Source organism: Pseudomonas sp. TH21 (assembly GCF_016651025.1).
Taxonomy (GTDB): domain Bacteria; phylum Pseudomonadota; class Gammaproteobacteria; order Pseudomonadales; family Pseudomonadaceae; genus Aquipseudomonas; species Aquipseudomonas aylmerensis.
This window is the reverse complement of record NZ_JAEKEQ010000001.1, coordinates 3574773-3600103: the sequence shown is the minus strand read 5'-3', so window position 1 is coordinate 3600103 and position 25331 is coordinate 3574773. Positions and strand designations below refer to the sequence as shown.

Sequence of the window (25331 nt, the reverse complement as noted above, 5' to 3'; positions counted from 1 at the left end):
TCAGGCAACCAAGTCAAACATTTTACTCAGCGGTTACGCGTCACCCGCCAAACGGTGTTGGCCAGGTCGTCCGCGATGATCAACGCACCTTTCGGGTCCACCGTCACGCCCACCGGGCGCCCGCGGGTCTTGCCGTCGTCGCCGCGAAAACCGGTGGCGAAGTCGATCGGCTCGCCGGAAGGCTTGCCATTGCTGAACGGCACGAAGATCACTTTGTAGCCCACAGGGTTGTCGCGGTTCCAACTGCCGTGTTCGCCGACAAACACACCGTCGGCGAATTTCTCGCCCAGGGCCGGGATGGAGAAGTCCACGCCGAGTGCCGCCACGTGGGAGCCCAGGCTGTAGTCCGGCTTGATCGCGGCAGCGACTTTGGCCGGGTTCTGTGGTTGGGCGCGCGGGTCGACGTTCTGGCCCCAGTAGCTGTAGGGCCAGCCGTAGAAGGCGCCTTCGCGTACTGAAGTCAGGTAGTCGGGCACCAGGTCCGGGCCCAGCTCGTCGCGTTCGTTGACCACCGTCCACAGTTGCCCGGAATCAGGCTGGATGGTCAACGCCGTCGGGTTGCGCAAGCCAGTGGCGTAGGGCTTGTGGGCGCCGGTTTGCGCGTCGATCTGCCAGACCATGGCGCGGTCGATTTCGACTTCCATGCCGCGTTCGGTGATGTTGCTGTTCGAGCCGATGCCCACGTAGAGCTGGCGGCCATCGGCGCTCACGGCCAGGGATTTGGTCCAGTGGTGGTTGATCTGCGCCGGCAGGTCGGTGACCTTGGTCGGCGGCCCGCTGGCTTTGGTCTGGCCGTCGACGTAATCGAAGCGCACCAGCGCGTCCTGGTTGGCGACGTAGAGCTTGCCGTCGGCAAACGCCAGGCCGTAGGGCGCGTTGAGGTTGTCGGCGAACACGGTCTTCAGTTCGTAGGTGCCATCACCGTCGGCATCCCGCAGCAGGGTCAGGCGGTTGCCGCCCTTGACCTTGGTGTTGCCCTGGGCCTTGATCACGCTGGCGATCACGTCCTTGGGCTTGAGCTTGGCCGCGCTGCCGCCACGGCCTTCGGCGATGAGGATGTCGCCGTTGGGCAGCACCAGGGTCTGGCGCGGGATGGCCAGGTCGGTGGCAATGGCGGTGACGCTGTAGCCCTCGGGGACCTGGGGTTTCTGTTCGCCCCATGGCGTCGGTTCGGCGATCTTCATGCTCGGCAGCAGGCTGCTTTGCTGCTCCGGCAACTTCGGGTCGGGGCCGCGGGCCTGGGTCTTGTCACCTTCGCCACCGCAGGCGCTCAGCAGCAGCGCTGCACTCAATACGGTCAGGGTGCTGGACGTTTTCATTGGGCATCTCCCGAGCGCAGGTTGGTCAGGCCGGTCCACGTCGCCGCCACCGCCAGCAGCGTGACGATCGCCGACAGCACCAGGCCCGTGGGCATCATGGCGTAGGCGTCCTTGGCATGCTGGAAGGCGTTGACCAGCCCCACTACCCAGGCCGCGAGCAACAGCAGGAAGTACACGGTCGGGCGCCCAGCCTTGGGCCGGGCGCGCAGCAGATTGACCAGTGCGAACAGCAGGGCAAAACCGCTGAACACCAACGCGCCGGCGATCAGCCAGGAAGCGAAGTTGGCCCATTGAATCTGGTAGGTCTGCCCGTAGGCAATATCACTGAGCAAGGCCCCGAAAAACAGCGGGACGCTGCCGGCGAGCAACGCCGCATGCAGCGGCCCTGGGGTATAGCGGTAGGTGGGGAGGGTGGTCATGGGGGTGGCGGCTCCTTATCGTTCTGCGCCCATGGGGGCGCGATGACTTCGCATAGGAAAGGAACGTGCCGTTTGCAAGAAAGTTCAGTGGGGTTTCGTGTCGAGATGTTTTTCGAACCAGGCGGCATAGGGCGTGTTGGCAACCTGGCACCGATTGAAATCCGGACTGCCATCGGTCCACCACACGGGGCCGCGCTCGCCGAGGGCGACCTTGGCGCGCTGCACCTGTTGGCGTGCTGCCTTGAGTTGTTGTGGATCGCCGCTGGCCTTGGCCGTCTTGACCGCGCGGCGGGCGTCCATCAAGTCATTGACCCAGCGTTGTCGCGTGGCGTCATCCAGCGCCGGGTCCGTGCAGCGCCAGAGTTGGCCCTTGACCACAAAGTAGCGCCCATCCGGCGTGCTAATCATGGTGCCAGCGCAGCACCCGCAGTACGCCCCACATCATTGAAATCACAATAGCCATCCAACCGGCAAACAGGCTGAAGAGTGTCATTGCAAGGTTCATAACCACCTCCATTGCGTTGTCGTCTCGCTGTCGTCCTTATAGGTGACCGCCCTGTAAACGCAGGAATTCAACTTAATTGATCGAGCGTGCATCGCTGTGCTTCGACACGCGGGGCAAAAATGTGGCAGCGTTGGCGTCCTTGATTCAGACAATGGAGCTGTGCCCATGCCTACCCTGCACCTGCTGTGCGGCAAGATCGCCGCCGGTAAGTCGACGCTGGCCAAGACCCTGGCGGCCGAGCACGCGGCCATCCTGCTCAGTGAAGATGCCTGGCTTGCCCGCTTATACCCGGGTGAAGTGCTGTCGATCGCCGACTACCTGCGCTGCGCCCAGCGGATTCAAGCGGTGTTGGGGCCGCTGGTGGTTGATCTGCTGGGAGCTGGCGTCAATGTGGTACTGGATTTTCCCGCCAACACCCTGGCCAATCGCGCAGCACTGCTGGGGTTGGCGCAGGCCGCCGGGGCGCCGCACTGCCTGCATTACCTGGAACTCGATGACGCCACCTGCCGCGCGCGGCTGCACGCACGCAATGCGCGTGGCGAGCATGACTTCGCCGCCACCGATGCCGAGTTTGAGCTGATCACCCGCCATTTCTGTGTGCCGAATGCGGAGGAAGGACTGGTGATTGAGGTGCATCGTCCGTGAGTACTGTGCATTCAACCGGCCTTGATGCCGAGGGCTTTATCCTGACGGTAGGCCAGGTGCCTGTGCAGCCGGCGTTCCAGGCGTTGCTGGCGGATGTGTGCAGCTCGTTGTCGCTGCCGGCGTTGGGGCTGGACGGTATTTACCTGTATGGCAGTGTCGCGCGCGGCGAGGCCACGCCGGGTGTCAGCGACCTGGACCTGACGCTGGTGCTGCGCGAGCCGCCGACTGCGCAGAGTGTGCAGCAACTGGAGGTGCTGCGCCTTGCGCTGGAGCGGCGGCATCCTGAGGTCATCAAGATAGATTTCGATATCGGCAGCCGTGCGCAGGTGTTGTCGGCTGAACACCGCAACAGTTGGGGTTTCTGGCTCAAGCATCACTGCCGCTGCCTGTGGGGTGACGACCTGTCGCTGCAGTTCGAGCGGTTTCGGCCCTGCCGTGAGATTGCGTCAGCGGTGAATGCGGACTTCGCCGAGGTGTTGGGTGCCTACCTCACCCGCATCGCACAGGCCGGCACCGAGCTGGAGCGCCTTCGTTTGCAGCGCGAGGCGTCGCGCAAGTTGATCAGGGCGACGCATGTCTTGAGTGCTGAGTCGGCAGTGACATGGCCGCAGACGCTGGAAGAATATGTGGCGTTGTTCGTCCAACGGTACCCGGCCAGGGTTACTCACGTGGCGTTCTTTCTGTTTGAAGCCAGGAACCCGAGTGCGGCGGGCGACCCGTTCTGTACCCGGCTGCAGGCGTTCCTGGACTGGATGGTGACTCATCCTCCTGTGGGAGCCGTCGAGCTTTAGCCAGGCCGCGAAGGCGGTGGGTCAGGCACAGATGGGCAGTCAGTGCCGCCGCCTTCGCAGCCTCGCTGGGGCTCGACAACTCCCACAGTTGGGCGGTGGGGTGGCTGGATCCGAGCCCCTTAACGCGCCCGAGGAAACCGGTGATCAAAACACCCATGCCGGTCGACACCAATGATAGGTATATTGGCGATCAACGCATCATTACATACGCACAGCCTATGGACCGCCCATGATCAACTTCCGCCTGATTCGCCACCTCTGGCTGTTCCTCGCTGTTGCCGAAGAGCAGAACTTCGGCCGCGCCGCCAAGCGTCTCGGGATGTCGCAGCCGCCGTTGAGCGAGCAGATCCAGGTGCTGGAGCAGGCGCTCAAGGTCACCTTGTTCGAACGTTCGCGGCGTGGGGCGAAGTTGACGCCGGTGGGCGCGGCGATCCTGCCGGCGGTGCGCAAGTTTGCCGAGCAGCTGGAGCGCCTGGAGCTGGCGGTCGAAGAGGCGGTAGCGGGGCAGTCCGGCATGCTGACCATCGGTGCGATTTCCACGGCGATGTTCGATGTGTTGCCTGGCTTGATCGACCAGCTCAAACAACGCTACCCGCACCTCACCGTGTCGGTGCGCGAGATCGACAGCGTCGAGGCGGTGCCGGCCCTGGAAGCGGGTGATATCGACCTGGCCTTCGCCCGGCTGGACGGCGACCTCGGCCCGGCGATCCAGTCGCTGCCGCTGCGCGAGGATCGCCTGATGGTGGCCTTGCCCAGCAATCACCCCTTGGCGTCGCGCACGCGCATCAGGCTGTCGAGCCTGGCCAGCGAACCGCTGGTGATGTTTTCGCGCAAGGTCAGCCCGGTGTACTTCGATAACCTCATCGCCACCTGCCGTGCAAGTGGTTTCTCGCCCCGGGTCCTGCACGAAGTGCGTTCGGTGGCCTCGCAAATCGCCTTTGTCAGTTGCGGCCAGGGCATTGCGCTGGTGCCGGCAGCGCTGAAAAAACTGGCGCCGGACAACGTGGTTTTGCGCGCCCTGACGCAGAAACTCAACGTGGTGACCACCGCAGTCGCCTGGAACACCGACCGGCCCAACCCGCTGGTCAGCGAGCTGATCGAGCACTTCCAGACCCATACGATTGGCGTATGAATGCGTTCCGTTATCCGTCATTTACAGCAGGCAGGAAACCGCTGAAATTGCCGGGCTGTCTGTTCCAGGAAACCCCATCATGTCGTTCACTCACACCCACTTGCCGCTGACGGTAGACGGCGTATCGCTGGACATCGCCGCGATCCATCGCGCTGGCGACCGCGCGCCCATCGTGTTCCTGCACGGGTTTGGCTCGACCAAGGAAGACTACGCCGATATCGACCTGCACCCGGCGTTCGACGGGCACCCGTTCATTGCCTACGACGCCCCCGGCTGCGGTGAAAGCCAGTGCGCCGACCTGACAAAGATCAGCATCCCGTTCCTGCTCGACACCGCGTTGCAGGTGCTGGCGCATTTCCAGATCGAGCGCTTTCATTTGGTCGGCCACTCCATGGGCGGCCTGACGGCGCTGATGCTGGCGCACCGTTTTCCCAGGCGTGTGCTGAGCTTCACCGACATAGAGGGCAACATCGCCCCGGAAGACTGCTTCCTCAGCCGCCAGATCATCGACTACCCGGCGGACGATCCCGAGGTGTTTTTCCGCGCCTTCATCGAGCGCTCCCGCCAGGCCCCGGCGTATGCCAGTGCGCTGTACTCGGCCAGCCTGCGCCACAAGGTACGGGCCGGCGCGGTGCGCGGGATTTTCCAGTCGATGGTGGAGCTGTCGGATAACGCCGCGCTGATGGACAAGTTCCTCGACCTGCCGTGCCCGCGTCTGTTCATGTACGGCGAGCAGAACGCCGGGCTGTCCTACCTCGCGCATATCCAGGCACACGGTGTGCGCCTCGCACCGATTTCCGAGTGCGGGCACTTCCCGATGTATTCCAACCCGCGTGCCATGTGGCAACAGATCTCGGCGTTCATCAGGACTTGAAGCGGCCCACCAGCCCATTCAGCTCATCCGACAGGTTCGACAGCCGTCCCGAGTCGTCCTGCGCCGAGTTGGCCAGGCTTTCCACCAGCCGCGCCTCGTCGTAGATCTGCTGGATATGCCGGTTGATCTCTTCGGCGACGCTGTGTTGTTCCTCGGCGGCGGCGGAGATCTGCAGGTTCTGGTCACGGATCTCGTTGACCGACAGTTGAATGCCTTCAAAACTGTCGCGCGCGCTTTCGATGGACGACACACTCGCGCGTGACAGGTCCAGGCAACTGCCCATCTTTTGCGTGACTTCCTGGGTCTTGTTTTCCAGGGTGCCGAGCAGTTGCTCGATCTCGCCGGTGGAGTCGGAGGTGCGCTTGGCCAACGCGCGCACCTCGTCGGCAACCACGGCAAAACCACGGCCCTGGTCACCGGCGCGGGCGGCCTCGATGGCAGCATTCAGCGCCAGCAAGTTGGTCTGTTCGGCAATTGCGCGAATGGTGCCGAGGATCTGATTGATGCTGCGGCTGCCGGCTTCCAGCTCGACCATCGCCTGCGACGATTCGGTCAGGCGGCGGCCCAGGCGGTTGACGTTGTCGGTGGTGACTTCGATCTGCTGCTTGCCCTCGGCGACACGGCGGTGGCCGTTCTCGGCAGACTCCGCGGCGCCGCTGCAGGAGCGCGCGACTTCGTTGGCGGTGGCGACCATTTCGTTGAACGCGGTGGAGACCAGTTCCACCGCTTCGCGCTGGCGCCCGGCGGCCTCGTTCATGTTGTGCGCGACTTCGCTGTTGACCTTCGAGGCATTCTGCAAGTTGGCCGACGCCGCGCCGATATGCTGGATCAGTTGGCGAATGGCGGCGAGAAACTTGTTGAACCAGCCGGCCAGTTCGGCGGTTTCATCCTTGCCCTGCACCTGCAGTTCATGACGCAGGTCGCCTTCGCCCTGGGCGATCGACTGCAGGCCGGTGCTGACCTGGCCGATGGGCTTAACGATGACCTTGGAGAACGCCGCGGCGATCAGCCCGAAGATCAACACCAGCACACCGACGATGACGGCGGTGAGGTAGGTCATGCGCATGGCTTCGGCCATGACTTCGCGATGTTCGATCAGGCCGATGTAGCGCCAGCCCAGGCCCGGGGAAGTCCAGACGTTAGCCATATAGCGCACGCCGTCGATCTCGACTTCGGTGGAACCCTGGGGCGTCGCGGCCAGTTGCGCATAAGCGGCGCCGAGGTCCTTGAGTGGCTTGAAGCTGTGGGCGGCGTCGCGCGGGTCGACCAGCACCACGCCGTCTTCGATCAGCATCACGTAGCCGCTTTCGCCGAGCTTGATGCTCTTGACCAACTCGGTGAGGTTCTTCAGCGACACGCTGACCACGAACACGCCCTTGGCCTTGCCGCTGTTATCCAGCAATGCGCGCGCGGTGCCGACCAGGGCCACGTCGTCCTTGTCGTAATAGTACGCGGGGGTGCGCACGGTCTTGCCGGGGCTGGCCATCGCCGCCTTGTACCAGGGGCGCGTGCGCGGATCGTACTTGGCCAGCTGCGGGTCATCCGGCCATTTCACGTAGGTGCCGTCTTCCAGGCCGATGGACAGGATGGCCGCCGCCGGGTGCGTGGCACCGAAGCGCGCGAAGCCCTCGATCATCGCTTGGGCCTCGGCCGGCATAGGCTGGCTGGCGGCATCGGCGGGTTGATAGTTCTTCAGGGTGTTTACGGAAGTGTATACAGGATCCATGGCCATTTGATCGACGTTCTGCAGCGTGCCATCAAAGAACTGCCGGATGTTGCCATCGATCTGGCGGATTTCCCGCGTGCTGCCGTCGATGAACTGATCGACGGCCTGGGTCCGCGTGTTCATCACCGAAATCACGGCGACCAGGCTTACCGGGATAAATGCGACCGAGACAAACGCGAGTACAAGCTTATTTTTTATTTTCATCGAGACGACCATCAGCGTGGAGGGCGGCCAAATCGACGCCGTCCAGCCTAGAGTGGCGGCGATTTGCTATGCCTGCTGTTTCGGCCTGGGTCGGATAAATCTTTAGGGTTTTTTGTACACAATACAAAGTGCTTATTGTTCTGTATCCAATCAGTACACATCACGCAGATAACGCTTCTGCTCGCTCAACGCGCGCCAGTACTCCACCGCGCTCTCCGCGCCAAGCCCGCCGTGGGTTTGCGCGATCTGACGGAGTGCCTGGTCGACATCCTTGGCCATATGGCTGGCGTCACCGCAGATATACAGCTGCGCGCCTTCCTGCAACCAGCGCCACAGCTCGGCACCGTGTTCGCGCAGGCGGTCCTGCACGTAGACCTTCTGTGTCTGGTCGCGGGAAAACGCCAGGCTCAGGTGGGTCAGCAGGCCATCGTGCTGCAGGCCTTGCAGTTCCTCCTGATAGTAAAAATCGCTGGCCGCATGTTGTTCACCGAAGAACAGCCAGTTGCGGCCCTGATGCCCCTGTGCCCGGCGTTCCTGCAAAAACGCGCGGAACGGCGCCACGCCAGTGCCGGGGCCGATCATGATCATCGGCACATTACCGTCGCTGGGTGTCCGAAAGTGCCGCGACGGCTGCACGAACACCGGCACCTCGGCGTCGCCGGCGCGGTCGGCGAGGAAGGTCGACGACACGCCTTTGCGCCGGCCATAACGCACCGCGGCCACCGTCAGATGGACTTCGCGCGGGTAAGCCTTGGCGCTGGAGGCGATTGAATACAGGCGCGGTTGCAGGCGCTTGAGGGTGCCGAGCAGCTCCTGCGCTGTGCATTCAATCGGGTAGTGGTGCAGCACGTCCGCCAGCTGTCGGCCCCACAGCCAGTCCTTCAGCTCGGCTTTGCGCTCGGGCTCGAGCAACTGCTTGAGGCCCGGATTGGCGCTGCGCTCGGCGATAAACGCAAGCGTGTCGCTGCTGGGACGGGCAATTTCGAAGTGCTGGGTCAGCGCCTGTTGCAGGGCAACCTCGCCGAAAGTGTCGACATTCACGCAGGTGCTGGCGCGCAGGCGAGTCAGGTCGAGCAGTTCGCTGACCAGTTCCGGACAGTTGCGCGGCATCACCCCTAACGCATCGCCGGCTTCATAGCTCAGCCCGGAGTCGGCCAGGTCGAGGGCGAACTGGCGGGTTTCCTTGTGCGCGCTCTGCGGGTTCAAGTGCCGGTTGAGCAGCAGGCGTGACCCAAACAGCTTGGTTTTGCCGGCGGGTGTGGCGGGCGCTGCAGGTTTTGCCGGGTTGAGGGTTTGCTGCAATTGCGCCAGCCAGGCGTCGGCACGGCTTTCGAACTCGGTGTCACAGTCGACGCGCTCCAGCAGGCGAGTGGCGCCCAGTTCCTGCAGGCGCTGGTCGAGCTGTTTGCCGTGCTTGCAGAACTGGTCGTAATTGGGATCGCCCAGCGCCAGCACCGCGTAGCGCAGCGATTCGAGGCGGGTGTCGGCGCTGCTGAGGCTGTGCCAGAAACTTTCGCCGTTGTCCGGTGGGTCGCCGTCGCCGAAGGTGCTGCTGATGAGGGCCAGGGTGTGGGTACTGGCGAGTCTGCTGGCGGGGAAGTCAGCCATGGCGCTGAGCACCACCTCTATGCCGGCGTCGCGCAGGCGTTGGGCAAAGCGCTCGGCCAGGGTTTCGGCGTTGCCGGTTTGCGAGGCCCACAGCAGGGTGACGGCCGGGCCGGGCAGGGCGCTGGCTTCGCCCGCTTGCGCACGACTGAACAGCCCACCCAGCAGGCCGTCGAGCCACAACCGAGTGTCTTTGGCCAAGGGGGCCTGCGCCGGCATCACCGGTACGCCGGTTTCGTGGCCGCTGCTGGCGCGCAGGCCACTGAGAAAGCCCGCAAGGTAGGTGCGTTCACTGTCGCTGAGTGCCGGCGCCGGCACGTTGCGCAGGCCCGCGAGATCGGCGAAGGCGTCGAGGCGCGACATGGTGAGGTCCTCTGCTGAAGGGGGGATAACGCAGGTTGCGGGTTTGGGCGCGTCGAGGAACTGATGGTCGATCAGCTCGATCCGTGTCAGGGCCACGGCGCAGAACTTGAATTCCGGCTGCAGCGAAATCGGGTCGACGGCGTCGTTGGTCACTGCATTGATCGCCAGGTGTTCGCCAAACACATCGTTCCAGTGAAACGGCGCAAAGCAGTTGCCCGCCCGCACGCGGTCGGTGACCACCGCAGGGAGTACGGCATGCCCGCGTGATGAGCGAATTTCGACCCGGTCCTGGTCCTTGATGCCCAGTTGCGCGGCGTCTTCGGGGTGCAGTTCCACGAACGGACCGGGGTTGAGTTTGTTCAGCGTGGCGACCTTGCCGGTCTTGGTCAGGGTGTGCCACTGGTGCTGCAGACGGCCGGTGTTGAGCACAAAGGGAAACGCCGCATCGGGCATCTCCGCCGGCGGCATGTGCGGACGGGCGAGGAACTGGCCCTTGCCGGTTTCGGTGGCGAACTTGAGTGTGTCGCCATGCCGGTAGCGGATCGGGTTGCGGTCGGCGCCATCGGCGGATGCGCAGGGCCATTGCAAGGGCGTTTCGCGCAGGCGTGCATGGCTGGCGCCGCGCATGTCATAGCCAGTCTTGGGGTTCCAGGCGCGCTTGATTTCCTCGAATACGTCGGCGGCGCAGGTGTAGGTGAAGGCCTCGGCAAAGCCCATCGCGCAGGCGACCCGGGCGATGATCTGCCAGTCGGGCAAGGCCTCGCCGGGGGCGTCGACGGCTTTCTGCATCAGGGTCAGGTTGCGCTCGGAGTTGATCATCACGCCTTCGGCTTCGGCCCAGAGTGCGCCGGGCAACAGGATGTCGGCGTAGCGGTTGGTCTCGGTGTCGAGGAAGGCGTCCTGGGTGATCACCAGTTCGGCGGCCTGCAAACCTTCAATGACCTTGCGTCGATTCGGCGCGCTGGCCACCGGGTTGGTGCAGATGATCCAGCAGGCCTTGATCTGCCCGGCGGCCATCTGCTCGAACATCGCCACGGTGCCGCCGCCGACCTGGCGCGGCAGGCTGCCTGCGGGCAGTTGCCAGAGGTTTTCGATAAAGGCGCGGTCGGCCTCGACCAGCACCGAGCGCTGCCCCGGCAGGCCCGGGCCCATGTAGCCCATTTCGCGCCCGCCCATGGCGTTGGGCTGGCCGGTGAGGGAAAACGGCCCGCTGCCGGGGCGGCAGATCGCGCCGGTGGCCAGGTGCAGGTTGCACAGCGCGTTGGTGTTCCAAGTGCCGTGGGTGCTCTGGTTGAGGCCCATGGTCCAGCAACTCATCCATTCGCTGGCCTGGCCGATCCAGGCGGCGGCCTGGCGGATGTCGGCTTCAGCCAGGCCGGTCAGTTGCGCAACCCGCGCCGGCGGGTAGTCCTCGAGGAAACCGGGCATGGCGTCCCAGCCTTCGGTGAAGGCCGCGATAAAGGCCGGGTCCGTGTGGCCGTTTTTCACCAGCAGGTGCAACAGGCCGTTGAGCAGGGCGAGGTCGGTGCCGGGGGCGATCTGCAGGAACAGGTTGGCCTTGTCCGCCGTGGCACTGCGTCGGGGGTCGACCACGATGAGTTTCGCCCCGGCCTTGACCCGGTCCATCATGCGCAGGAACAGGATCGGGTGACAGTCGGCCATATTCGCGCCGATCACGAAGAACAGGTCGGCGCGGTCGAAATCTGCATAGGATCCCGGAGGCCCATCGGCGCCCAGGGACAGCTTGTAGCCACTGCCGGCGCTGGCCATGCACAGGCGCGAGTTGGATTCGATGTGCTGGGTGCGCACAAACCCCTTGGCGAGTTTGTTGACCAGGTATTGGGCTTCCAGGGACATTTGCCCGGACACGTAGAACGCCAGCGCGTCGGGCCCGTGGGTGTCGAGGATGTGGCGCAAACGGCTGGCCGTGTCGCTGATGGCCGTGTCGATGCCGATGCGCACCGGGTCGTGATCGCGCGCCTGACGCACGTAGGCGTTTTCCATGCGACCGGACTCGGCAATGGCTTGCCCGCAGGTAGTGCCCTTGGTGCACAGGCGGCCGAAATTGGTGGGGTGGGCCTTGTCGCCGATCACCTTGACCACCTTGTTGTGCTCGACCTGCATGACGATGCCGCAGCCCACACCACAATAAGGGCACACGCTGCGCACGCTTTGAATTGCCATCCGTACCCCTCGACTGCTTTGTGCCCGGCATAAAAAAAGCGCCCTGCAACCCTCCGTTGGAAACGGGGATTGCACGGCGCCTTTGTCGTGATTGGGCAGTCAGCGTTGACTGCTGTATGTGGGGTTCCTAGCAAGTCACGCGCCAGGTTTGAACGCAGGCGGGCTCACGTGTCATGGCGAGGGCGCTGGCTCCCGCCGGGCTGCGCAGCGGCGCCAAAATCCTCGGTGCGCTACGCCCGCCAACGGGAGCCAGCACCCTCGCCACACAGACGCTCCAGTGCGCAGTTATGAAGCAGGGCGCACCAGTTGGAGGCGGGATTCGGCGTGTTGGAGGGGCAGAGGAGGCGCCGGGTGTGGCTGTCACGGGCACCTGGGCGGGTTGGCACGCCGCCTGCAAGTTCATCCTCAACCCATCTCGGTCAACGACGATCGACACCAGGGGCAATCGCGGCAGAGCCGGCGCAGTCGCCGATCCGATCCCGCAGAAGAACAGGCAAAGACGCCTGGAACCGCAAGGTTTCAGGCGTTTTTTTTTGCTTTTAAAACCGTGATGAACGTTGCCGGGTGCTTGGAATGAATAAACAGATGAAAACCCTGATCGTCGTCGGCAATGGCATGGTCGGCCACCACTGTGTGGAGCAACTGATCGAGCGCGGCGTGCTGGCGCATTATCGGTTGCACGTGTTCAGCGAAGAGCCGATGCGTGCTTATGACCGTGTGCACCTTTCCGAATACTTCACCGGCCGCGATGCCGAGTCGTTGGCGCTGTCCGAGGCGTCGCTGTACCAGACGCCGGGCGTTACCCTGCACCTCGGCGTGCCGGTGCTGGAAATCGACCGCGCCCGTTGCGAGGTCATCACCGCCAATGGTTGCGTGGCCTACGACAAGTTGGTGCTCGCTACCGGTTCCTACCCCTTTGTGCCGCCGATTGAAGGCGCCGAAGGCGATTCGCGGCTGGTCTACCGTACCCTTGAAGACCTCGACGCCATTCGGGCGGCGGCAGCCAATGCACGGCGCGGCGTGGTGGTCGGCGGCGGCCTGTTGGGCCTGGAAGCCGCCAATGCCTTGAAGAGCCTGGGCCTGGAAGCCCATGTGGTGGAGTTCGCGCCGCGCCTGATGCCGGTGCAACTGGATGATTTTGGCGGCCTGGCGCTCAAGGCCCAGATCGAGCGCCTCGGCGTCGGTGTGCATTTGTCGCGCGCCACTCAATCGATCAGTGCGGGCGAGCAGTACCGCTACCGCATGAACTTCGCCGGTGAGGCGTATCTGGAGACCGACCTGATCGTGTTCTCCGCCGGTATCCGCGCCCAGGACGCCTTGGCCCGTCAGGCCGGGCTGGAGATCGGCCCGCGCGGCGGGGTGGTGATCAACGACGAATGCCTGAGCTGCGACCCGAACATCTACGCGATTGGCGAGTGCGCATCCTGGAACGGCAGCCTGTTCGGCCTGGTCGCGCCGGGCTACCAGATGGCCCGCGGCGTGGCTGCGTTGTTGAGCGGGGAGGCCGCCGAGCCTTTTGTGGGCGCCGATATGTCGACCAAGCTCAAATTGCTTGGCGTCGACGTCGGCTCCATCGGCGATGCGCATGCCCACACACCCGGCGCGCGCAGCTACCAGTTTATCGACGAGGCGAGCGCCAGCTACCGTCGCCTGGTGGTGGATGCGAGCGGCAAGCACGTGATCGGCGCGGTGCTGGTCGGTGACAACAGCTACTACGACACCTTGCTGCAATACCTGCAGAACCGCATCGCGTTGCCGGCGGAACCGGCGAGCCTGATTCTGCCGTCGTCCAGCGGCGCACCGACACTCGGCCCTGGCGCGTTGCCGGAATCGGCCACGGTGTGTTCGTGCCACAACGTCACCAAAGGCGCGATCTGCTCGGCCATCGACGGCGGCTGCAGCGACCTCGGCGTGCTCAAGTCCCAGACCAAGGCGTGCACCGGTTGTGGTGGCTGCGCCGGGTTGCTCAAGCAGGTGTTCGAGCATGAGCTGATCGCGCGTGGCGTCAGCGTCGATAAAAGCCTGTGCGAACACTTCGCCCACACCCGGCAGGAGCTGTATGCGCTGGTGCGGGTGGAAGGGCTGAGCACCTTCGAGGAGCTGCTGGCCAAGCATGGGCGTGGCCACACCGGCTGCGATGTGTGCAAGCCGGCGGTGGGTTCGATCCTCGCCTCCTGCTGGAACCAGCCGATCATGGACCCGTCCCTGGTGCCGCTGCAGGACACCAACGACACATTCATGGCCAACATGCAGAAGAACGGCACCTACTCGGTGGTCCCGCGTATTCCGGGCGGTGAGATCACCGCCGACAAGCTGATCGTGATCGGCGAGGTCGCGAAGAAATACGACCTCTACACCAAGATCACCGGCGGCCAGCGCATCGACCTTTTCGGCGCGCAACTGCATGAGCTGCCGGACATCTGGGCCGAGCTGATCGCCGCCGGCTTTGAAACCGGGCATGCGTATGGCAAGTCCACGCGTACGGTGAAGTCCTGCGTGGGCAGCACCTGGTGCCGCTACGGAGTGCAGGACAGCGTGAAAATGGCGCTGCTGATCGAAGACCGCTACAAGGGCCTGCGCTCGCCGCACAAGCTCAAATTCGCGGTGTCGGGCTGCACCCGCGAGTGCGCCGAAGCGCAGAGCAAGGACGTCGGCGTGATCGCCACCGAGAAGGGCTGGAACCTGTATATCGCCGGCAACGGGGGCATGCGCCCACGCCATGCGGAACTGTTCGCCACCGACCTAGATGACGCCACGCTGATCCAGTACATCGACCGCTTCCTGATGTTCTACATCCGCACCGCCGACAAGCTGCAACGCACCTCGGTGTGGCGCGAAAGCCTGGAGGGCGGATTGGAGTTCCTCAAGGACGTGATCGTGCACGACAGCCTGGGCCTCGGCGCGGAACTTGAAGCGCAGATGCAACGGGTGGTCGACCGCTACGAATGCGAGTGGGCCAACGCCCTCAAGGACCCGGAGAAACTCAAGCGCTTCCGCACGTTCGTCAACGACAAGCGCGCCGACCCGGACATTCACTTTGTGCAGGAACGCGGCCAGCGCCGGCCGATCATGGCCGCCGAACTCAACCTGATTGCCGTCACCGAGGAGATTGCCTGATGAGCCAGCCCAACAGCCAGCGACACCTGGCCAGCTGGAAACGCGTGTGTACCGAACAAGACCTGGTGAGCAATTCCGGCGTGGTGGTATGGGTCGACGGCGTGCAGGTGGCGCTGTTCTACCTGCCGCAGGCGCCGGACCAGACGCTGTACGCCATCGACAACCATGACCCGCAGTCCGGCGCGAACGTCATCGGCCGTGGCCTGGTCGGCAGCATCAAGGGCCAGCTGGTGGTGGCTGCGCCGATCTACAAGCAGCATTATCGGCTGCAGGACGGCCAATGCCTTGAGGCGCCGGAGCAGCGATTGCGGGTATGGCCGGTGCGGTTGAACGGCGGGGTGGTGGAGTTGGCGGTGGATTGATAGCGCGCGGGGCGGTTGTGCCTATGTGCTGGCGGGTTTGTTGTGGTGAGTGGGGCTTCCTTTGGCTAGTGGGGCTTGGTGTGTTGAGTGGGCCTCCAGTGGCTAGTGGGCTTGTTGTGGTGAGTGGCTTCCAGTGGCTAGTGGGCTTCCTGTGGTGAGTGGCTTCCTGTGGCTAGTGGGCTTGTTATGGTGAGTGGGCTTCCAGTGGCTAGTGGGGCTTCCTGTGGCTAGTGGGCTTGTTGTGGTGAGTGGGCTTCCAGTGGCTAGTGGGGCTTCCTGTGGTGAGCGGGCCTGTTGTGGTGAGCGGGCTTGCCCCGCGTTGGGGCGCGCAGCGGCCCCTCTCAAGATCACTGCGCTGTTTCAGGTAAACCGAGGGGTTGGGTTTGGGGCTGCTGCGCAGCCCAACGCGGGGCAAGCCCGCTCGCCACAACAATCCCGCTCATAGGATGCCCGCTTGCCTCAACAACTCAGCTTGGCTCACCAGAGCGCAGTGCACGGCTTCATTTCATCCCCTTCGTCGCCCGCACTGAATCGTCCTTGATGTCCTCGGCAAACTTGCGCATCAGCCGCACGAGGTTGTCGAAATCACCCTCGTCCCAGGTCGAGAAGATCGACTGGCCGATCCTCTCCCGCGCCTCATCGACACGGTCCGTCATGGCCTTGCCCTTGTCGGTAATCACCGACTCACGCACGCGGCGGTCCGCTGCACTTTCCTGGCGCAGGATCAGGCCGAGGCTTTCCAGTTTCGCCACCTGCCGGCTTACGGTGGTGTAGTCGCGGCCAACACGATCGGCCAGTTCAACCACGCCAATCGGGCCCAGCCGCTCCACCAGCACCAGCAGCGGAAACAGCGCGCGATCCAGGGAAATCCCGGCTTCGCGCACCATCGCCTCGTCGCGTTGCGGGCGATTCATCACGCCGACGATTTCCACCAGCGATCCATGCAGGTCGCGCAGTTGGGCGGATATATGTGCGCTTTGCACATTTTTAATTGACACTGTGCTTCTCCCTCTTAATATGTGCGTATTGCACATATAGGTGGCCCGTATGAACGAGCGATGCGCTGTCGATGTACTGATTTGCGGTGCCGGTGCTGCCGGCTTGACCCTCGCGATCGACTTGGCGAGACGGGGCATCACCTTACGTCTGATCGAGAAGAGCCCACAGCCGTTCCATGGCTCGCGCGGCAAGGGCATCCAGCCAAGGTCACAGGAAGTCTTCGAAGACCTGGGGGTTCTCGATCGCCTGGTGGCAATGGGGGGAGTCTATCCGACTGAACGGCGCTACCGCGACGATGGCAGCTTCAGTGACGGCAATTCTATCGCGCAGCATCCTGCGACACCGGCCGAGCCCTATCAACAGCCGCTGATGGTGCCGCAATTTCTGACTGAGCAAGTGCTGCGCGAGCGTCTGTTGGAGCTGGGGCATCGGCCTGAATTCGGCTGTGAACTGCTGGACTTTGTTCAAGACGACGACGGCGTCACGGCGCAGGTGATGGGGCCGACGGGCGCCGACACCGTTCGCGCGCGCTGGCTGGTGGGCGCCGATGGCGGTCGCAGTTTTGTGCGGCATGCGCTGCAGATTGGCTTCCCTGGCAAGACGCTGGGCGTACGCGCGCTGGTGGCGGACGTGGTGCTCACCGGGCTTTCGCGTGACCATTGGCACCGTTTTGGCGAGGGCGATGTGCAGCGACAAGTCGCGATATGCCCGTTGGCCGGCACCGATCTGTTCCAGATCCAGGGCCCGATTCCTCTGGAGGTTGATGTCGACATGAGTGCAGAAGGGCTGACGGCGCTCATCGCCCAGCGCACCGGGCGTGAGGATATTGAGGTGCATTGCGTGTCCTGGGCATCGGCCTACAGCATGAATGCGCGCCTGGCCGACCACTACCGCGTTGGCCGTGTGTTGCTGGTGGGCGACGCCGCCCATATCCATCCACCTACCGGCGGCCAGGGCCTCAATACCAGCGTGCAGGACGCCTACAACCTCGGCTGGAAACTCGCCGCGGAGGCTCACGGCGCGTCCGATGATCTGCTCGACAGCTACGAGGCAGAACGCCGTCCCGTCGCCGCGTCCGTACTCGGCCTGGCCACCCAACTGCTGGGCGCGATGGCCAACGGCGACTTGCGCCGGGGCAGGGAAGTGCACCAGCTGGATATCGGCTACCCGCAGTCCTCGCTGGCCCTGGTGCAGCCGACACGTACTGCCAGCCTGCGCGCCGGCGACCGGGCACCGGATGCACCGATCCGGGGGGCGGCAGGCCAATCGTTGCGACTGTTCAACCTCTTCCAGGGCACGCATTGGACATTGCTCGGGTACGGAGTAAAACGCGGCTCGGTGGCCGCGCGGCCGGGGCTGCATATCCATCGGTTCGGCCTGCAAGGCGACATGATCGACGCGCAGGGGCACTTTCAGCGCGCTTATGAACTGGCGCTCGGTGACTGGGTGCTGGTGCGCCCTGACGGGTATATCGCCGCGATTGTTTCATCCGCGCAGGTTGACGTTCTTGAGGGTTACCTTCAGCGGGTCTTGCTCTAGACAGCGCCACCGCCATCGCAGCCTCGCTGGCGCTACACGGATTGTCGTGGGCATTAAACGAGTCCGAGCAAGCGCCCCGATCCCCTCCTGTGGGAGCCGTCGAGCCCCAGCGAGGCCGCGAAGGCGGCGGCATTGCCAATGAATTTAGTGCCTGACCCACCGCCTTCGCGGCCTCGCCGGGGCTCGACGGCTCCCACAGGGAATCGGCGGTGTTGGCCTCGATACGGGCCCACCCCAAGCAGCCTTGAGTTACACCCCATAATCCGCCGCCCCAAAGATCAAATGTGGGAGCCGTCGAGCCCCAGCGAGGCCGCGAAGACGGCGGCATTGCCAATGAATTTCGTGCCTGACCCACCGCTTTCGCGGCCTCGCCAGGGCTCGACGGCTCCCACAGGGAACGGCAGTGTCGGCCTCGATTCCGGCCCACCCCAAGCAGCCTTGAGTCACACCCATAATCCGCCGCCCCAAAGATCAAATGTGGGAGCCGTCGAGCCCCAGCGAGGCCGCGAAGGCGGTGGCATTGCCGATGAATTTAGTGCCTGACCCACCGCTTTCGCGGCCTCGCCGGGGCTCGACGGCTCCCACAGGGGAACGGCGGTGTTGGCCTCGATACGGGCCCACCCCAAGCAGCCTTGAGTCACACCCCATAATCCGCCGCCCCAAAAACCAAATGTGGGAGCCGTCGAGCCCAAGCGAGGCCGCGAAGGCGGCGGCATTGCCAATGAATTTAGTGCCTGACCCACCGCTTTCGCGGCCTCGCCGGGGCTCGACGGCTCCCACAGGGAATCGGCGGTGTTGGCCTCGATACGGGCCCACCCCAAGCAGCCTTGAGTCACACCCCATAATCGGCCGCCCCAAAGATCAAATGTGGGAGCCGTCGAGCCCCAGCGAGGCCGCGAAGGCGGCGGCATTGCCGATGAATTTAGTGCCTGACCCACCGCTTTCGCGGCCTCGCTTGGGCTCGACGGCTCCCACAGGGGAACGGCGGTGTAGGCCTCGATACCGGCCTACCGCAAGCAGCCTTGAGTCACACCCCATAATCCGCCGCCCCAAAGATCAAAATGTGGGAGCCGTCGAGCCCCAGCGAGGCCGCGAAGGCGGCGGCATTGCCAATGAATTTAGTGCCTGACCCACCGCTTTCGCGGCCTCGCCGGGGCTCGACGGCTCCCACAAGGGGGGGCCTTGTCTCACCCGGAGAATTCAGTCATGTTGGCGTTGCGCGTGGTTCGGATAGCCAATGGCTCAGCGCCTGCTGAACGCCAGCCGCGCGGCAAACAACACGAAGATCACGCCGGTGGTGCGGTCCATCCACTGGATGACTTGCTCGCGACGCAGAAAGCCGGACAGTTGCTGCGTGGCGCCGATCAGCACCAGCGACCACAGCAGCCCGAGCACCACGTGGATGCTCACCAGGCCGAATGTCCAGGCGATCAGCGAATGCCCTTGCGGAATGAATTGCGGCAGGAAGGACACGTAGAAAATTCCCACCTTTGGGTTCAGCACATTCCCCAGCATGCCCTTGATAAACCAGTTGCCGCCGGGTTTGGCTTCGGGCGAAGCCGGTGCCAGTGAGCGACGTGGACGCAGCAGCATGTTCAAGCCCAGCCAGGCCAGGTAGGCCGCGCCACAGTACTTGAGCAGGTTGAATGCCACCTCGGACACCGCAATCAACGCACCCAGGCCGAAGGCCACCGCCGCGCCCCACAGCAGGCAACCGGCGTTGATCCCCAGGGTGGCCTGCAGCGCCTGGCGTTTGCCTTCTACCGTGGCGGTCCGCAGCACCAGTGCGGTGTCGAGCCCGGGCGTGAGCGTCAGCAGGGTGGCGGCGAAGGTAAAGGCGATGAGGTTATCGGCAATGGACATGGCGAGGGGCTTCATGAGGGCGCGTGGGTGGACGTTACCTCAAGCAGGTCCAGGTCGCAAAGGCGTGGGTAGCTTCTGGGGGATAGCGCTGCTGGGGTGGGGGCTTGTCGAGTCGTTGCACTGCTCGAGTTGGGCTGGGCAGGGGCCGTAATCAAGCAGAATGTGCAATGTCAGGCGAGGGTATTGTGAACTGGCCTAATGATTTTGGACACCTCAATCGGGCGCTATGATGGCGTCCAAATCTGAGGTGTTTGGATATGCGTAAATCTTATTCATGTGAGTTCAAACTCAAGGCTGCCAGCATGGTGCTGGACGAGGGGCAGTCGGTTCCCGAGGTCTGTGCCAGCTTGGATATTGGCCCTACGGCCTTGCGCCGCTGGGTCGATCAAGTTCGCAAGGAACGCTTGGGCTCGACTCCGGTGGGAGCCAAGGCGATTACCGCGGATCAGCGAGAGATCCAGGAACTTAAAGCCTTGCTCAGGCAAAGAGACCGGGATATCGAAATCCTAAAAAAGGCCAGTGCTCTCCTGCTTTTGGACGCCAAAGATCACTCTCGTTGATCTGTGAGCTGGGCGAGCAGTACGGCGTTAACGATTGCTGTCGTGTGTTCGGAATAAACCGCAGTAGCTTTTACGCATGGCGTCAGCGCCAAGGCAAGGTGAGCCCTAAGCGAGAGAAACTCAAGGCTATGCTGGTCAAGCACCACAGGGCGTCGAGAGAGTCTGCGGGCGCTCGTACCTTGGCTAAACAGCTGCAAGCCGGCGGGCATGATGTCGGGCGGTTCATGGCTCGCAGCTTGATGCGAGAAGCAGGCATTGTCAGCCGTCAACGCCGGCGCCATAAGTACAAGTCACCTGGCGTGGAGGCTTTGGTGGCACCGCATGTGCTCAAACGCAAGTTTGATGTTGCGACGGTCAATCAGGTGTGGTGTGGGGACGTGACGTACATCAAAGTCGGCAAGCGTTGGCTGTATTTCGCGGCGGTTCTGGACTTGTTCGCTCGCCGGATTGTGGGCTGGTCGTTTTCGATGATCTCTGATGCCACGCTGACCTGCGAAGCCCTGCGCATGGCGATTGAACTGCGCGGTCGCCCAAAAGACGTACTGTTTCACTCCGACCAAGGTTGCCAGTACACCAGCCATAAATTCAGAAATGAACTGCTGGAACATGGACTCCGACAAAGCATGAGCCGTAAAGGCGAATGCTGGGATAACGCTCCGATGGAGCGTTTCTTTGGAAGTTTGAAATCAGAGTGGGTGCCAGAAGCAGGCTACGGGTCGGAACATGAGGCCCGAGCGGATGTGCAGCGCTATGTATCGCGCTACAACATCACCAGGCCGCATAGCTACAACGACTATCGGTCACCAGTCGCCAGGGAGAAGCTGGTGGCGTGAAACCTTAATCGGTGTCCAAGATTACTTGACCAGTTCAATTGGGGCTGCTGCGCAGCCCAACGCGGGCGGTGCGACGATTCGACAAGCCCGCTCGCCACAGGGGGCGCCTTTGCCACAGGAGGGTCCTTTACCACAGAGGGCGCCTTTGCCACAGGAAGGTCCTTTGCCACAGGGGGCGCCTCTGCCACAGGAAGGTCCTTTACCACAGAGGGCGCCTTTGCCATAAGAAGAACCTTTGCCACAGAGGCCCCTTTGCCATAGTAGGGTCCTTTGCCCAAGGCTTCCTATGCCACAGGAATGTCCTATGCCACAGGAAGCCCGCCCACCCCATCGCACTCAGCGGTTGAAGCGTTCAACCAAGGCGTATTGGGTGGACGCGGTATGGGTCAGTTCCTTGCTCAGGTCCGTGGATTGATGGGCTTGGATCGAGGTCTGGTCGGCCAGTTCGGCGATGGTGGTGATGTTGCGGCTGATCTCCTCGGCGACCGCGCTTTGTTCCTCGGTCGCGGCGGCGATCTGGGTGGTCATGTCGGTGATATGCGACACCGCTTCGCTGATGCCCACCAGTGCCTGGTCCGCTTCCAGCACCCAGGCCACGCCTTCCTCGGCCTGGCGCTGGCCGTGTTGCATGCTTTGCACGGCATTGTTGGAAGATGCCTGCAACTGAGTGATCAGCGCGTGGATCTGGGTGGTTGATTGCGTGGTGCGCTGGGCCAACTGGCGTACTTCGTCGGCCACCACCGCGAAGCCACGGCCCATGTCGCCGGCGCGCGCGGCCTCGATCGCGGCGTTGAGCGCGAGCAGGTTGGTTTGGTCGGCGATGCCCTTGATCACATCCACCACGCTGCCGATTTCGTCACTGTCCTTGGCCAACTGCGCCACGGTGACGCCCGTCTCGCCGACCACCGCAGACAGGCGCTCGATGGCTTCGCGGGTATCGCGCGCCACTTCGCGGCCACGCCCGGTCAGCACGTTGGCTTGCTGGGTGGCATCGGCGGTGCGTTGCACGTGGCTGGCGACTTCCTGGGTGGTCGCGGCCATCTGGTTGACGGCGGCCGAGACCTGCTCGGTTTCGACGCGTTGACGGTCCAGGCCGTTGGAACTGGCCGTGGCCAATTGATCGGATTGGCCGGCGAGGGCGCTGAGCTGTTCGGCGCTGTCCTGCAGGCGGGTCAGGCACGTCTTCAGGCGTGCAGTCTGGCTGAGAAACGCGGTTTCCAAACGGGCTTGAGGCCCGCGTGCGTCACTGTACATCTGCGCGATCAAGGCATCCGAGGTCGACGGCTCGACACCCGCCAGCAGGCGCAAGGTGCTGCCCTGGCGAACGCGCGAGCACAACACACCCACGGGCACTGCGACCGCCACGGCCAACGCGAGGGCCAGCGGTGCACTGAGGAACAACCCGGCAACACTGCCGGCAACGGCGGTCGCCACATAGGGTACGCAGCTCAAGGCCGCCGGCAGCCATGCATCCTGGCGCGGCACGCCTGGCTTGCCTTGGCTGATACGCCGGTACAGCGCCTCGGCGCGACGGATTTCATCGGCGCTGGGTTTGACCCGCACCGACTCGAAGCCCACCACATTGGCACCTTCGAAGATGGGGGTGACATAGGCGTTGACCCAATAATGGTCGCCATTTTTCGCACGGTTCTTGACGATGCCCATCCAGGGCAGGCCTTGCTTGAGCGCGCTCCACATGTGCGCGAACACGGCGGGGGGGACATCGGGGTGACGCACGATGTTTTGCGGCGCGCCGATCAGGTCGGCGCGGTTGAATCCGCTGATGGCGACAAAGGCATCGTTGCAGTAAGTGATCACACCCCGGACATCGGTGGCGGAGATGAGTTTTTGCGAAGACGCGAGTGAAATCTCGCGTTGTGTAACAGGCTGGTTGTTGCGCATTCCGACTACTCCCTGGTTGCACTCAGTCCATCGGCGCCAACTGCCAAAAGGTTAATGCACATTCGACAATTCGCCAGCCACTGGTCAAAAGCCTGAAACTTCCCGGTGAAACACTTCATAATGGCGGCCATTTTTATATAGCCCGTTATTCTGGTGTGCCCGCATGGAAATCAAGGTCAACTTTCTCGACAATCTCCGACTTGAAGCCAAGTTCGATGATTTCACGGTCATTGCCGACCAGCCTATTCGCTACAAGGGCGATGGCTCGGCGCCGGGGCCTTTCGATTACTTCCTGGCGTCATCGGCGTTGTGCGCGGCGTACTTCGTGAAGTTGTATTGCCAGACGCGCAATATCCCCACTGACAATATTCGCCTGTCGCAGAACAACATCGTCGACCCGGAAAACCGCTATAACCAGATCTTCAAGATCCAGGTTGAATTACCCGCCGATATTTCCGACAAAGATCGCCAGGGCATCCTGCGTTCCATCGACCGTTGCACCGTGAAGAAAGTCGTGCAGGCCGGTCCCGAGTTTGTGATCGAGGAAGTCGACAACCTCGACGCCGACGCCCAGGCGTTGTTGATGCCTGGCGTGGGCACCGAAGCCGGCACCTATATCGCCGGCAAGGACCTGCCGCTGGAGCAGACCATTGCCAACATGTCGGCGATCCTCGCCGGCCTGGGGATGAAGATCGAGATCGCGTCGTGGCGCAATATCGTGCCCAACGTTTGGTCGCTGCATATCCGCGATGCGCATTCGCCGATGTGCTTCACCAATGGCAAGGGCGCGACCAAAGAGGGCGCACTGGCCTCGGCGCTGGGCGAATTCATCGAGCGGCTCAACTGCAACTTCTTCTACAACGATCAGTTCTGGGGTGAAGAGCTGGCCAACGCGCCATTCGTGCATTACCCGGACGAACGCTGGTTCCAGCCGGGTCGCAAGGATGAGCTGCCGAGCGAAATCCTCGATGCCTACTGCCTGAAGATCTACAACCGCGACGGCGAGTTGCGCGGCTCGCACCTGTACGACACCAACTCCGGCAATGAAGAACGCGGCATCGTTTCGCTGCCCTTCGTGCGCCAGTCGGACGGCGAAGTGGTGTACTTCCCCTCCAACCTGATCGAAAACCTCTACCTCAGCAACGGCATGAGCGCCGGCAACACCCTGGCCGAAGCCCAGGTGCAGTGCCTGTCGGAGATCTTCGAGCGCGCGGTGAAACGCGAAATCATCGAAGGTGAATTCGCCCTGCCGGATGTGCCGGCCGAGGTGCTGGCCAAATACCCGAGCATCCTCGCCGGTATCCAGGGCCTGGAAGCCCAGGGCTTCCCCGTACTGGTCAAGGACGCGTCCCTGGGCGGTGAATTCCCGGTGATGTGCGTGACCCTGATGAACCCGCGCACCGGCGGCGTATTCGCCTCGTTCGGCGCACACCCGAGCCTGGAAGTCGCGTTGGAGCGCAGCCTCACCGAGCTGCTCCAGGGCCGCAGTTTCGAAGGCTTGAACGATCTGCCACAGCCGACCTTCGAAGGCCACGCAGTGACCGAGCCGAACAACTTCGTCGAGCACTTCATCGATTCCAGCGGCGTGGTCTCGTGGCGCTTCTTCAGTGCCCAGTCGGACTATGAATTCGTCGAGTGGGACTTCTCCGGCCAGGGGGAAAACTCCAACGCCGAAGAAGCCGCGACGTTGTTCGGCATTCTGCAAGGTATGGGCAAAGAGTCCTACATGGCGGTGTACGAACACCTCGGCGCCACGGCCTGCCGCATCCTGGTGCCGGACTACTCGGAAATCTACCCGGTGGATGACCTGATCTGGGACAACACCAACAAGGCCCTGTTTTTCCGCGCCGATATCCTCAACCTGCACAGCCTCGACGACGAGGCGCTGCAGGCACTGGCCGAGCGCCTGGTGGAAAGCGAGCTGGACGACTACACCGACATCACCACCTTGATCGGCATCGAGTTCGACGACAACACCGCGTGGGGCCAGTTGACCATCCTGGAGCTGAAGCTGCTGATCTACCTCGCCCTCAAGCAGTACGAAGAGGCCAAGGAGTGCGTGGAGATGTTCCTGCAGTACAACGACAACACCGTCGAACGCGGGCTGTTCTACCAGGCAGTGAACGCGGTGCTGGAGATGGAACTGGACGAAGACCTGGAGCTGGCGGACTACGAGGCCAACTTCCGCCGCATGTTTGGCAATGAGCGGATGGACGCGGTGATCGGCTCGGTCGAGGGCCGCGTGCGCTTCTACGGGCTGACGCCCACCAGCATGAAGCTGGAAGGGCTGGACCGGCATCTGCGCCTGATCGACAGCTACAAGAAACTGCACAGCGCACGGGCCAATGTAACGTCAAGCTGATGGACTTATGTGGGAGCTTGGCCGGCG

Annotated in this window: 18 protein-coding genes and 2 pseudogenes; 10 read left to right on the top strand and 10 right to left on the bottom strand. The window is 63.2% G+C overall.

The window, feature by feature from the left end; all coding sequences use genetic code 11:
- Positions 1–26 precede the first annotated feature (26 nt).
- From JFU04_RS15790 to JFU04_RS15780, 3 genes are all read right to left on the bottom strand, one after another.
- Positions 27–1319, bottom strand: coding sequence for a PQQ-dependent sugar dehydrogenase (locus JFU04_RS15790; protein ID WP_065908033.1), 1293 nt, complete (start codon positions 1317–1319; stop codon positions 27–29).
- Positions 1316–1738, bottom strand: a complete 423-nt coding sequence (locus JFU04_RS15785) for a DUF2231 domain-containing protein (protein ID WP_201144845.1) — start codon at positions 1736–1738, stop codon at positions 1316–1318. Before JFU04_RS15785 ends, JFU04_RS15790 begins: the two co-directional genes overlap by 4 nt.
- An 84-nt stretch (positions 1739–1822) precedes the next feature.
- Complete coding sequence (locus JFU04_RS15780; protein WP_201144843.1) at positions 1823–2146, bottom strand: hypothetical protein; 324 nt, start codon at positions 2144–2146, stop codon at positions 1823–1825.
- A 262-nt stretch (positions 2147–2408) separates the two neighbouring features.
- On the opposite strand from JFU04_RS15780, the gene JFU04_RS15775 reads away from it, so the two are divergent.
- The 4 genes from JFU04_RS15775 to JFU04_RS15760 all read left to right on the top strand — a co-directional run bounded on the left by JFU04_RS15775 (position 2409) and on the right by JFU04_RS15760 (position 5685).
- Positions 2409–2888 carry an AAA family ATPase gene (locus tag JFU04_RS15775; RefSeq protein WP_201144841.1) on the top strand — a complete coding sequence of 160 codons (480 nt, stop codon included), beginning with the start codon at positions 2409–2411 and terminating at the stop codon, positions 2886–2888.
- Positions 2885–3679, top strand: coding sequence for a nucleotidyltransferase domain-containing protein (locus tag JFU04_RS15770; RefSeq protein ID WP_201144839.1), 795 nt, complete (start codon positions 2885–2887; stop codon positions 3677–3679). The genes JFU04_RS15775 and JFU04_RS15770 overlap by 4 nt, the downstream gene beginning before the upstream one ends.
- Positions 3680–3908: 229 nt before the next feature.
- Entirely contained in the window at positions 3909–4811 is a 903-nt protein-coding gene (locus JFU04_RS15765) for a LysR family transcriptional regulator (RefSeq protein WP_201144837.1), read from the top strand.
- A 79-nt stretch (positions 4812–4890) separates the two neighbouring features.
- Positions 4891–5685: an alpha/beta fold hydrolase gene (locus JFU04_RS15760; protein WP_201144835.1), complete on the top strand. Its 795-nt coding sequence runs from the start codon at positions 4891–4893 to the stop codon at positions 5683–5685.
- Here JFU04_RS15760 and JFU04_RS30680 read toward each other — a convergent pair.
- The 3 genes and pseudogenes from JFU04_RS30680 to JFU04_RS15750 form a co-directional block, all read right to left on the bottom strand.
- Positions 5675–6442, bottom strand: a complete 768-nt coding sequence (locus JFU04_RS30680; RefSeq protein ID WP_371905347.1) for a methyl-accepting chemotaxis protein — start codon at positions 6440–6442, stop codon at positions 5675–5677. The genes JFU04_RS15760 and JFU04_RS30680 overlap by 11 nt on opposite strands.
- A gap of 87 nt (positions 6443–6529) precedes the next feature.
- Positions 6530–7534 (bottom strand): annotated as a pseudogene (locus JFU04_RS30675) (cache domain-containing protein); the annotation flags it as partial.
- A gap of 231 nt (positions 7535–7765) precedes the next feature.
- The gene (locus JFU04_RS15750) at positions 7766–11767 is read right to left on the bottom strand and encodes a bifunctional nitrate reductase/sulfite reductase flavoprotein subunit alpha (protein ID WP_201144831.1); all 4002 of its coding nucleotides are present in this window, start codon (positions 11765–11767) and stop codon (positions 7766–7768) included.
- Positions 11768–12340: 573 nt separating this feature from the next.
- Here JFU04_RS15750 and nirB point away from each other — a divergent pair.
- Together nirB and nirD are read left to right on the top strand one after the other, a co-directional pair.
- Entirely contained in the window at positions 12341–14884 is a 2544-nt protein-coding gene (gene nirB / locus JFU04_RS15745; protein ID WP_201144829.1) for a nitrite reductase large subunit NirB, read from the top strand.
- Positions 14884–15246, top strand: coding sequence for a nitrite reductase small subunit NirD (gene nirD / locus JFU04_RS15740; RefSeq protein WP_106803677.1), 363 nt, complete (start codon positions 14884–14886; stop codon positions 15244–15246). The genes nirB and nirD overlap by 1 nt, the downstream gene beginning before the upstream one ends.
- 500 nt (positions 15247–15746) lie before the next feature.
- On the opposite strand, the gene JFU04_RS15735 is transcribed toward nirD, so the two are convergent.
- Entirely contained in the window at positions 15747–16244 is a 498-nt protein-coding gene (locus JFU04_RS15735; protein ID WP_318300332.1) for a MarR family winged helix-turn-helix transcriptional regulator, read from the bottom strand.
- A 49-nt stretch (positions 16245–16293) separates the two neighbouring features.
- Between JFU04_RS15735 and JFU04_RS15730 the strand changes: the two genes are divergently transcribed.
- Positions 16294–17784, top strand: coding sequence for an FAD-dependent oxidoreductase (locus JFU04_RS15730; RefSeq protein WP_201144827.1), 1491 nt, complete (start codon positions 16294–16296; stop codon positions 17782–17784).
- A gap of 1242 nt (positions 17785–19026) precedes the next feature.
- Here the strand turns inward: JFU04_RS15730 and JFU04_RS15725 are convergent.
- Positions 19027–19647 carry a LysE family translocator gene (locus tag JFU04_RS15725; protein WP_201144825.1) on the bottom strand — a complete coding sequence of 207 codons (621 nt, stop codon included), beginning with the start codon at positions 19645–19647 and terminating at the stop codon, positions 19027–19029.
- A 257-nt stretch (positions 19648–19904) separates the two neighbouring features.
- Here JFU04_RS15725 and JFU04_RS30280 point away from each other — a divergent pair, with 257 nt between their 5' ends.
- A complete protein-coding gene (locus JFU04_RS30280; RefSeq protein WP_065899480.1) occupies positions 19905–20207 on the top strand; it encodes an IS3 family transposase in 303 nt (100 codons plus the stop codon).
- Positions 20204–21040, top strand: coding sequence for an IS3 family transposase (locus JFU04_RS15720; protein WP_065899479.1), 837 nt, complete (start codon positions 20204–20206; stop codon positions 21038–21040). Before JFU04_RS30280 ends, JFU04_RS15720 begins: the two co-directional genes overlap by 4 nt.
- 336 nt (positions 21041–21376) lie before the next feature.
- On the opposite strand, the gene JFU04_RS15715 is transcribed toward JFU04_RS15720, so the two are convergent.
- Positions 21377–22474 (bottom strand): methyl-accepting chemotaxis protein, encoded by a 1098-nt coding sequence (locus tag JFU04_RS15715; RefSeq protein ID WP_446739699.1) that lies wholly within the window; start codon positions 22472–22474, stop codon positions 21377–21379.
- A gap of 201 nt (positions 22475–22675) precedes the next feature.
- Positions 22676–22942, bottom strand: a pseudogene (locus JFU04_RS30670) (PAS domain-containing protein); the annotation flags it as partial.
- Positions 22943–23105: 163 nt separating this feature from the next.
- Here JFU04_RS30670 and JFU04_RS15710 point away from each other — a divergent pair.
- Positions 23106–25304: an OsmC domain/YcaO domain-containing protein gene (locus tag JFU04_RS15710; protein ID WP_201144821.1), complete on the top strand. Its 2199-nt coding sequence runs from the start codon at positions 23106–23108 to the stop codon at positions 25302–25304.
- The last annotated feature ends 27 nt before the right edge of the window (positions 25305–25331 follow it).

Coding starts and splice junctions, on each gene's coding strand:
- JFU04_RS30280 (WP_065899480.1), top strand. CDS start 19,905: ATGCGTAAATCTTATTCATGTGAGTTCAAACTCAAGGCTGCCAGCATG.
- JFU04_RS30680 (WP_371905347.1), bottom strand. CDS start 6,442: ATGAACGAGGCCGCCGGGCGCCAGCGCGAAGCGGTGGAACTGGTCTCC.
- JFU04_RS15710 (WP_201144821.1), top strand. CDS start 23,106: ATGGAAATCAAGGTCAACTTTCTCGACAATCTCCGACTTGAAGCCAAG.
- JFU04_RS15785 (WP_201144845.1), bottom strand. CDS start 1,738: ATGACCACCCTCCCCACCTACCGCTATACCCCAGGGCCGCTGCATGCG.
- nirB (WP_201144829.1), top strand. CDS start 12,341: ATGAATAAACAGATGAAAACCCTGATCGTCGTCGGCAATGGCATGGTC.
- JFU04_RS15760 (WP_201144835.1), top strand. CDS start 4,891: ATGTCGTTCACTCACACCCACTTGCCGCTGACGGTAGACGGCGTATCG.
- JFU04_RS15730 (WP_201144827.1), top strand. CDS start 16,294: ATGAACGAGCGATGCGCTGTCGATGTACTGATTTGCGGTGCCGGTGCT.
- JFU04_RS15765 (WP_201144837.1), top strand. CDS start 3,909: ATGATCAACTTCCGCCTGATTCGCCACCTCTGGCTGTTCCTCGCTGTT.
- nirD (WP_106803677.1), top strand. CDS start 14,884: ATGAGCCAGCCCAACAGCCAGCGACACCTGGCCAGCTGGAAACGCGTG.
- JFU04_RS15775 (WP_201144841.1), top strand. CDS start 2,409: ATGCCTACCCTGCACCTGCTGTGCGGCAAGATCGCCGCCGGTAAGTCG.
- JFU04_RS15780 (WP_201144843.1), bottom strand. CDS start 2,146: ATGATTAGCACGCCGGATGGGCGCTACTTTGTGGTCAAGGGCCAACTC.
- JFU04_RS15750 (WP_201144831.1), bottom strand. CDS start 11,767: ATGGCAATTCAAAGCGTGCGCAGCGTGTGCCCTTATTGTGGTGTGGGC.
- JFU04_RS15790 (WP_065908033.1), bottom strand. CDS start 1,319: ATGAAAACGTCCAGCACCCTGACCGTATTGAGTGCAGCGCTGCTGCTG.
- JFU04_RS15725 (WP_201144825.1), bottom strand. CDS start 19,647: ATGTCCATTGCCGATAACCTCATCGCCTTTACCTTCGCCGCCACCCTG.